This is a genomic window from Nocardiopsis sp. MG754419 (genome assembly GCF_018207095.1).
Classification (GTDB): Bacteria; Actinomycetota; Actinomycetes; order Streptosporangiales; family Streptosporangiaceae; genus Nocardiopsis.
The window spans coordinates 1-8390 of record NZ_QOCZ01000195.1 but is presented as its reverse complement, the minus strand read 5'-3'; the positions used below and the strand labels follow the sequence as shown (position 1 = coordinate 8390).

Sequence of the window (8390 nt, the reverse complement as noted above, 5' to 3'; positions counted from 1 at the left end):
GTTGGTCCACACGTGGGCGGCCGGTCTTCGGGGCCGGTGGCAGCAGAGGCTGGATGATCTCCCAGAGCCCATCGGGCAACACATCGCTCACAGCACGTGATCATGCCAGGCTCAGGGTCATCTCGCAGGGCTTTTGAGATGAGCTCTAAGGCCTTGCGCAGCGGTTCCGCGGACGTGCGCGCCGCCCGAAGCCCACCCAGGACACGACTCACCCCCGCACGAGAACCTTCGCGCACCAGGCGTGGAACGCGTCCTGTTCGGCGACCCGCCAGTGCGCGGGGACCTCGACGTCGAACTCGGACTCGACCCACCTCCGAAAGGCCGCGTGCGCCTCCACCGCTTCCTCCTCCTCGGGAGGTCCCGCCAGGTACTCGGCGTAGGGGACCTCGTCGTAGCCGATCGCGACGAAGCGGAGGAAGTCGACCGCGGAGTCGGCCAACAGGAAGGTCTCTCCGTCCGAACCGAGGACCGCGAACCGGACCGTTCCGGCGTCGTTCCACAACACGCACTGGGAGCCGTCCCCCGCGATCTCGGCGATCGGCAGAAGATGGTCGTGGCCCGGTTCCCCGGGCTCGCACCACCCGCCCAGGTGCTGCCCTGGGGAGAACACGATGCCCAGCTGTCGCGTGCCCGCGTACGGGGTCACGAAGTGGCCGGACCCGTGCGCGACGACGAAGCCTTGATCCTCCATCCACGTCCACGCGCGTTCCAGGGGCTCGGGGATGCTCATCCCCGGCGGCAGAGCGGGCGTCAGCAGGGTGCGCAGTCGCGACATGGACCATCCTGAGGTCGGGAGCCGTCCGGACGGTCGGCCTGTCCTCGCAGTGTGCCGGACACCGGTGACAGGACGGCCTCGCCCAGATGTCGTGAGGGGACCGGAGGCCCCTCACCGTCCCCGTCCCGCGCCCGCCCACCGCGCGCGGCGACACGGTCGGTGTCCCGTCCGCTTCTTCGGGAAGGCACAGAGGTGTCCGCCGCCGCAAGCGACCACGAGGAGCACGAGGTATGAGCGAACACCACCGGATATTGGACCGCGTGTACGCCCTGCGCAGCCCGGAGGAGTGCGAGACCACCTACGACGCCTGGGCCGCGACCTACGAACACGACACCACCGAGGAGATGGGCTACGCCGCACCCGCGCACACCGCCGAGCACCTGGCCGGCCTGCTCGTCGACCGGCCGGACGCCGAGATCCTCGACGCCGGATGCGGCACCGGGCTGGTCGGCGCCGCACTCTCCGAGCGCGGACCATGGACCATCGACGGGCTCGACCTGTCCGCCGCCATGCTGGATCACGCCCGCGCCAAGGGCGTGTACCGCGACCTCGCCAAGGCCGACCTGACCCGACGCCTGCCCCTGGAGGACGACTCCTACGACGCGGTCATCTGCGTGGGCACCCTCACCGAGGGGCATGTGGGCCCCGAGGCCTTCGACGAACTGATCCGGGTCGCCCGCCCCGGAGCACCGATCGTGGTGACCGTCCTGGACCGCATCTGGGAGCCCTCCGGCTACAAGGCCAAGGTCACGTCACTGCGGGAGTCGGGCGCCGTGCACCTGGAGGAGAGCATTCCGCGCAGCGTCTACCACCGTAAGGAGGACATCACCTGCCACCTGGTGGTCCTGCGCGCCCGGTAGTCCCCAGACCCGCCGCCCCGCCGGGGCGGCGGGCCCTCCCGGACCCTCAGTGGTCGAGGAACGAATACCCGAACCGCTCCAGCCGGGTGCGCGCCCGCCCCCGCTTCCTCCAGGGTGAACAACGGAGCGAACCTCGGCTCCAGCACCAACGCCTCCACCGTCAGGTCCAGGCGTCCCCGCTCCCAGAGATTCGCGAACCCGTCAGAGACCGCGAGGCTCTTCCCTCGGGCCGTCCTCTCCAAAGCGAGTGGGCTCGGGGACGGGTCCGTTCGCAGGGGAGAGGTTCACCGTGCGAGGGAAAGACGTCTCTCTGACTCTCTCCGCGTCGGCTCAGACGACACCGCCTCGGTCTGGACAAAGCGGAGGGTGTGCGGGGGTGTCGTTGCTGTTCACGGCGTTCGGGAGCACGATTGCCGGCACGATCGGTGGTCTCTGGCCCCTCTGTGAGAGTACGGACTGAGGCGGAGGGGGCGTCCAACATGGTGCGGCCTTCCGCCTGCGACCGACCATCGGTGATGGGAGTTCAGCGGGACACACGATCGCTCCGTAGTCTGGTCGCGGATCCGGACGGCGAGTGGCGTGAGAGGCGACGGTTCGTCAGTGCTGCGCTGGCGCACGGACCAATAGGTCATACAACCGATGTGCGGAAAGCACTGAGGCGAAGGACCCGTCAGTCACTTCGGAATCACAGGAAGCTGGTCACCCTCTCGTGGTGGATCCGAAGGCGACTTGCCGCTGGCGAAGCCTTCGAGTTGGTGACCGAGACTCCCGCGGAGAGTGGTACCGCGCTCTCCTATCCAAACGAGCGCGCCTGCCTGTGCCGGGTCCTGCCCAGGTCAACCCCAGGGGCCGGATCAGCTCACCGTTCCGAGAGCGCGCTGAGGCCGTCCGCCGTGGTCTTGCGTGCCTGATCCGCGTTGATCGACACCATCCGCTTCGGTCCGAGGCTGATTCGCCCCGTGTCGGTACGGGGCGTCGGCACCTCGCCTCTCCTCGGGGCGGATCCGCACTCTGATAGCGAAACGTCTATCGGCCTACAGCTCACCCTCAGCGGGCGCCCTTGCTGCGGAAGGGAGTTGGCATGAGGAGGTCCAGGGAGTGAGGCACACACGATGCGGTGCTCACAACCAGGGGGCGGGGTACTGTTCGCCGGTTTCGGGGTCGATCATCAGCGTGGTCGGTGCGAAATGCTCTTGCTCGACGATGTTCTGGTTCTCGTCGAGTTCACGGTGGATGATCTTGTTGCCGAGAGCGTCGTAGATGGTCTCGCGGAGCAATCGGCCTTGTTCGTCCCACTCATGCCAAGGACCCACAGGTCCATGAGGGTGACGACGGACTCCTTGGATGATGAGATTTCCGGATAGCGACCATCGAAATACTGGGCCTTCTTCCCTGCCATCGACCACGGCGCGGACTTCGATCGCACCGACGAGTGATCGGAAGAGGACATCTCCTGTGAAAGGCTGCCCACGCAGATAAAACAAGCCCCCATCGGATTCCTGTTGCAGATCCGCGACTCTTACCGTCGATGTGCAGTTCTCCGGTGTTACATCCGATAGTGCGGCGGCCTGGGGGATGTCTAACCAGGGAGACCGATGGTGATCTGCTTGGTCCAAGAACCTGTTCATCTTGCTCAGCTCGCTTGATAGTTCAAGATGAAGATTCCCGCGAGAGTCCCACTCCCTGTGGATGAGCAATCGTCCGACCTCGTCGGAGATTTTTTCCGAAGTGAGATGCCCGTCTTCGTCCCAGCCGATGACCGCGCCGACAATGGGTCGATACGGGGCCAAAATGGCAAAGTCTGCAAGAGTGCCACTTTCGTTGATGGTGTAGTCGCATCCTTGTGCTACGCCTCTGATGAAAGCCCGGTGTGATACATATCCGGGCTCGCTCTCTACCGCGTAGCCAGTGAATCCTTGGCCCTTGAAATAGGCGTAGCGCTCGTTGTTTGAATCGAGTTCGTCGAAATGTCTGTATCTCAAATCTGCGCCTGGTTGATCGTGGGCATCGTGCGAAATATTACTCGATACGCAAATAAGAGGTGGAACGACTGTTTATTCCCTGGTGAAGGTAGAGTACTACTGCTGGCCTAGGTGAATCCCGCCTCTGCTGTGGCCCTGGCCTGGCGGGCTGGCTCACGTGGTGGTAGCCGGTCGCATGTGGAGGGCGGAGGAATCTTCTCAAAGGGCATGAGTGGTCGGGCCGTATGAAATTCAGGTCAGGTTGTGGGTTTTCAGCAGGCGTGGAGTCTTTCGCTCATTATCGCCTGGGAGTCCGAGGTTTTCTGATGTCTTTATGTGGTGTGCTACCGCGGCCCTGGAAGAATGGTGATGGTAGCGCCTATCGTCTGCCCTGGTTCGGTTCTTGCCGTGTCGGGATGCACGTACCTGTCGGGGCCTTGTCAGGCACTCACACTAAGCGCAGGGACGAATCCGCTATGAGTGCAAAGAATCAGCCTGTGAATTGTGCAATCCAGTTCGACGGATTGGAGTATTACGTGGGGAATTCGCCGTACCAGGAGCGTTCGAGGAGGTGTTTGGGTAGGTAACCGGATTCTACCTGGAAATCGAAGTCGGGTTCGGCTTCTGCGGCGTCGTAGGCGAAGCACGCGAATGCCAGTAGGGGCATGGGGACGACGCCTTCAATGTCGTTGGCTCGCTCGTCCGTGGCAGTCCAGTATTCCGCGTGGGAGGCCAGGGCTTCGGCGAGGCTTTCGTTGAATCTTTCGGTGTCGCGTCGTACGAGGTTGATGAAGGTGGTCAGTTGTGGGGAGACGACCTGGTTCATGGTGTCGGCGCCGTCGATGCGAGAGGGGTCGGGGGCCGACAGGTCCAGGGCCTGTTTCAGGTTGTCGACCAGGGTCGGTCGGTTGAGGACGAAGCCTTGGATCGAGGCGATCCAGGAGTAGATAAACGGATTGTACTGGGATCCTCCGGATTCGCCGGCTTCGCGCAAAAGATCGACCGGTATTTCGCACAGTTCGCGGTAGCGTTGTTGTTCGCGGCAGATGACGGCCAGGTAGAAAGCGTTGAGCCAGTTGCTCGCATTGGTGCAATACATCGGCCCTGTGCCTCGCATGTGGCGGATGCGGCGATTGACCATGACGTCGACCGGCTCTTCATCTGGGGTGGTGGAGACTTTGAAAAGCGCATGGTGGATCTGCATATCAGCCACCCAGGTCTCCCATGTTTCCAGTTTCGCAGCCGATGGATCCTCGACTGTGTCGAACATAGTGTCGACGTGGAAAGAATCGGCGATGGTCCCGATGCCCTCAGTGTTAAGCTCTAGATTGGAGAGGAATTTCTCCCTGTACCAAAGGCGCTCTTCACGCTGGTCTGGTTCTGCGCGATGGGTGAGGTCGTGTGCGGGTATATGGAACATTAGTTTTTCGCCTTTCTGATATCGAAGAGTCTCATAGAGTTACCTTGATAGTCACCCGTTTTTCCGGGGTTGCCTCGGGCCTCCGCGTAGTGTAGCTTGTCGGGATTGAAGGTAAGCGTATCTCTAATTTCTCGCGCCAAGGTCGCTTCTGATCCACCCCTCTTTGTCATCACTCTAAGGATATCTTCGAAATAGTCTCGTGATCCTTGTGATACTCGTTTGAGGTCTTTGTCGCCTTCGCCGACTCTGATGGTGCGTTCACCGAGTTCGGTTTCAAGGCTGCCCTTGGCTTCGACGATGACGAAGCCGCCGTCGTCCGTGCGCCAGATCTGGTCGAACTGATCGTTCCCGTTCTTGGGGGCGTTCTCGCTCGCCGGGATCGGGTTCGGTCGTTCCGGTGTGCTCTCGGCCAGCCCTGGTAGGTCACGGGTGTGCCGGTCGATGACCGGGTTGCCGTGTTCGTCCTTGATTTTATTACCGATGGTGTCTCTTCGGGCTTCTTCGAAGGTGACTTGTCTTCCCTTGAAGTTGTCTCGAACAGCCAGTTCGGCGGACCATTCTCCGAAGTTCTCGGTGATGATTTTCTTGCCGTTTGCCACCGGCCTTCGGATGTCTCGGGCCGTTTCCAGGTTCGCTTTGTTCGTGCTGTTCTTGAGGTTCTCGAATTTCCGCTTCAGGTCAATGACTCTCTGATTCAGAGTCTTGTGCACGTCCAATGTGATCTGTCGGACTTTAGCGATCGTGTCCATTTTCTGGAGGACGGCGAACTCGACCCCGGTGCGGGACCCGTCCATCGCGCCGGGATGGTATCTCGGCGGTTGCGGATCGGGGAGGTCGCTACGAAGGATCCACGGGCTGCTCTTCTCCGCGCGTGTGAGAATCGGGATGCCCTGATTGTTGACGGTGAGGTCGGCCCTGAACCTATCTCCGTTGATGTTGTAGAACGCGCGTTCCAGCAGCGGCCCGTACTTCTTGCTGTTGACCAGGTCGAGGAAGTTGTTCGCGAAGTCTTTCCCGGTGCCCAGATTCATGGGGCTCAGGAGTTCACGAGCCTTGGCCTGCGCGTCGTCTCGGTGCTTCGGCACGGAGACGGGATCGTCGTCCTTACCGCGCGGAGTGTTCTGGTCCGAAGACGAGGTCGGGTCCCCGCCTTGTCGGTCCCCGCGCTCGCTGTCAGGAAGCGGGGACGGCGTCGCAGGCCCATCCGTACCGTCCTTACGGGTCGAGTCCCCGGAGGAGTCGTCGTCGCGACCTCTCCGATCGCCATCGTCTCTGCGGTGGTCCGGGTCGGGCCCGCTGCCGTCCCGGTGGTGCACCGGGACGGTCGAGCGGCCCTCGCTTCTCCCCGTGGAGGTCTCACCCCCGCCACGCCGGCCACCGTCACCGCCGCCGAGATCACCCAGGTTATGCCCTACGGGTACGGCAGGGGAGGGCGTTCCGGATCCGGGGGATCCGCTGCCTTGGTTGTGGGCGATGGGGGTGCGGTTGCGTAGATCGGCGCCCTGATTACGCCCGTCCCCGCGCTCGCCCGCCTCCCCGCGGCCACCGGCGGCCTCGTGGCCGGTTGAACGACCTCCGCCGGGCTCGCCGGTGTCGTTCAGTCGAAGGTGCTCCGCGGCCACCGGTGTGTTCCGGGCGGCCGAGACGTCCAGGGTGTCGTTCGGACGCGGCGCGCCCGCCATCTCCAAGACCCTGTCTCCGGCGGCGTCGGGCCCGCGTCCTTCGGATCCGCGTCCGTCCGGCCCGTCGAAGAGTGTCCCGGCCGTCCACCGGCCCTCGTCCGACGCCGGTGCGCGGCCCGGTCCGGTCTTGGCCTCCTGGTCCACCCGGGCGATCTCGTCCTGGCGGCTGCTACGGACCTCATCGCCGAAGGTCCGGTTGTCGGGCTGGTTCACGATGTCGTCGAAGGCCAACGCGTCGGCCACTGTGGGGTCCTGCACCGGGCGCTGGATGGGCCGCTGGTCCGTGGTGGAGGCCGGCTGTGGCGGGCGCGCAGCTCCGGGACGGCCGCCACCCGCTTCGCCGGTTCCGTCTCCGGTAGGGGTCAACCGCTCGACGGAAGCCTGCACCTCGGCGGCCCGTGCGGGGTCGAACCCACTGGTATTCACCGTATGGCCGGTCAGGTCGATGGTGGGCGCACCCTGTCCACCGAACTGGGTGATGTCGAGGATGGCGGGCAGGTCCGTACCCGAACCGCCACCACGGCCCGAACCGCCCATCCCGTCCAGGATCGCCATGCCGCGCCAGGCCATCAACGGCACACCCACCACCGCGCCCACACCGGTGGCGGTCAGCGCCGCGCCCGCCACCATCGCGCCGATGTTGAGCACGGCCGTGCCGATCACGTAGCCGGGACGGTCGTCCCATTCCTCCCACGGCACCACCGAGTGGGCCAGGTCCTTCCACGCACCCTTGACGCTGTCCCCACTGGCCCACCCGAACTCTTCGGTCCCGGTGTCGTACAGCCCCACCAGCGAGGCCGCCGAGGTGAGGTTGTCCCAGTGGTATTCCTTGAGCGCATCACCCCACGACGCCTGGAACCAGCCCTCGGAGGAGTGCGCGCCCACCACACCGCCCAGGCCCTCGACCGCGCCCACGCCGAAGTCCCACACGGAGTGGCTGACGTCCACCCACCAGCCGTAGTCGGTCTGGGCGCCCTCCTGTCCCCATGCGGTGGTCAGTTCCGACAGGTCCTGTTCGAAGCCGTGGTAGAAGACGTTCGGGTCGAGCTCGACGTCTCCTGACGGCATCTCCTCGAAGTTGGTCCGCCCGGCGATCCCCGCGTTGATGGCGTTGGCGCAGTCGTTCTCGGCCTCCATGTAGGCCTCGATGATTCGACCGCCCTTGTCGATGAGCGCCTGGTTCTCCTCCACCAGGGGACTGTCCCCGAAGCCGAGGAAGCCGCCGCCCTTGCGCCAGTCGTCGCCTTCCTCCTCGATCCGGGAGCGCAGGTCGTAGGCCTCCACCCGCAGGTTCGACCAGCGGGTCTTGATCGATTCGACGTCCTCGGCGAAGTTCTCCAGCGCCGTCGCCGCGTCGGCCAGTGCGTCGCTGATGGTGTCGCCGTCAGTGGCCACCGGATCCAGGACCGCGAACAGGGTCTCTGCCTCGGGTGCGGAGTAAGGACCGTTCAGCCCACTCCAGGAGGAGGTGATGTCGTGGCCGGTGTCGGCGATCGAGGTGCCCAGGGTGCGCAGCCCCGAGGCCATGGTGGTGACGTAGGACGCCGATACCGACGGTTCCGGAAAGGTCAGCGGGCTGATGATGTCATCGGCGTCCGTCAGACGGTTGGATTGTTCCTCTGCGCTCAGGGGAGCGGCGGGGGTCGTGTTCGTATCAGGAGGCAGCACAGGGGGCTCCGAGCCGGGGACGGG

5 protein-coding genes are annotated in these 8390 nt (G+C 64.2%); 1 reads left to right on the top strand and 4 read right to left on the bottom strand.

The features are described 5' to 3' along the window. Window positions 1-208 precede the first annotated feature (208 nt). Window positions 209-775: a hypothetical protein gene (locus DSY14_RS25220; RefSeq protein WP_211719109.1), complete on the bottom strand. Its 567-nt coding sequence runs from the start codon at window positions 773-775 to the stop codon at window positions 209-211. A 230-nt stretch (window positions 776-1005) separates the two neighbouring features. On the opposite strand from DSY14_RS25220, the gene DSY14_RS25215 reads away from it, so the two are divergent. Then, window positions 1006-1635, top strand: coding sequence for a class I SAM-dependent methyltransferase (locus tag DSY14_RS25215; protein ID WP_211719108.1), 630 nt, complete (start codon window positions 1006-1008; stop codon window positions 1633-1635). Window positions 1636-2756: 1121 nt separating this feature from the next. Here the strand turns inward: DSY14_RS25215 and DSY14_RS29020 are convergent. The 3 genes from DSY14_RS29020 to DSY14_RS25200 form a co-directional block, all read right to left on the bottom strand. Next, complete coding sequence (locus DSY14_RS29020) at window positions 2757-3617, bottom strand: hypothetical protein (RefSeq protein ID WP_249188445.1); 861 nt, start codon at window positions 3615-3617, stop codon at window positions 2757-2759. Window positions 3618-4128: 511 nt separating this feature from the next. Then, window positions 4129-4866 carry an immunity 49 family protein gene (locus DSY14_RS25205; protein ID WP_211719107.1) on the bottom strand — a complete coding sequence of 246 codons (738 nt, stop codon included), beginning with the start codon at window positions 4864-4866 and terminating at the stop codon, window positions 4129-4131. 149 nt (window positions 4867-5015) lie between these two features. Continuing rightward, window positions 5016-8366 (bottom strand): hypothetical protein, encoded by a 3351-nt coding sequence (locus DSY14_RS25200; protein ID WP_211719106.1) that lies wholly within the window; start codon window positions 8364-8366, stop codon window positions 5016-5018. Window positions 8367-8390: the final 24 nt, after the last annotated feature.

Excerpts from the sequence above, each read along its gene's own strand:
- DSY14_RS25205 (WP_211719107.1), bottom strand. The coding sequence starts at position 4,866 with ATGTTCGACACAGTCGAGGATCCATCGGCTGCGAAACTGGAAACATGG.
- DSY14_RS25220 (WP_211719109.1), bottom strand. The coding sequence starts at position 775 with ATGTCGCGACTGCGCACCCTGCTGACGCCCGCTCTGCCGCCGGGGATG.
- DSY14_RS25215 (WP_211719108.1), top strand. The coding sequence starts at position 1,006 with ATGAGCGAACACCACCGGATATTGGACCGCGTGTACGCCCTGCGCAGC.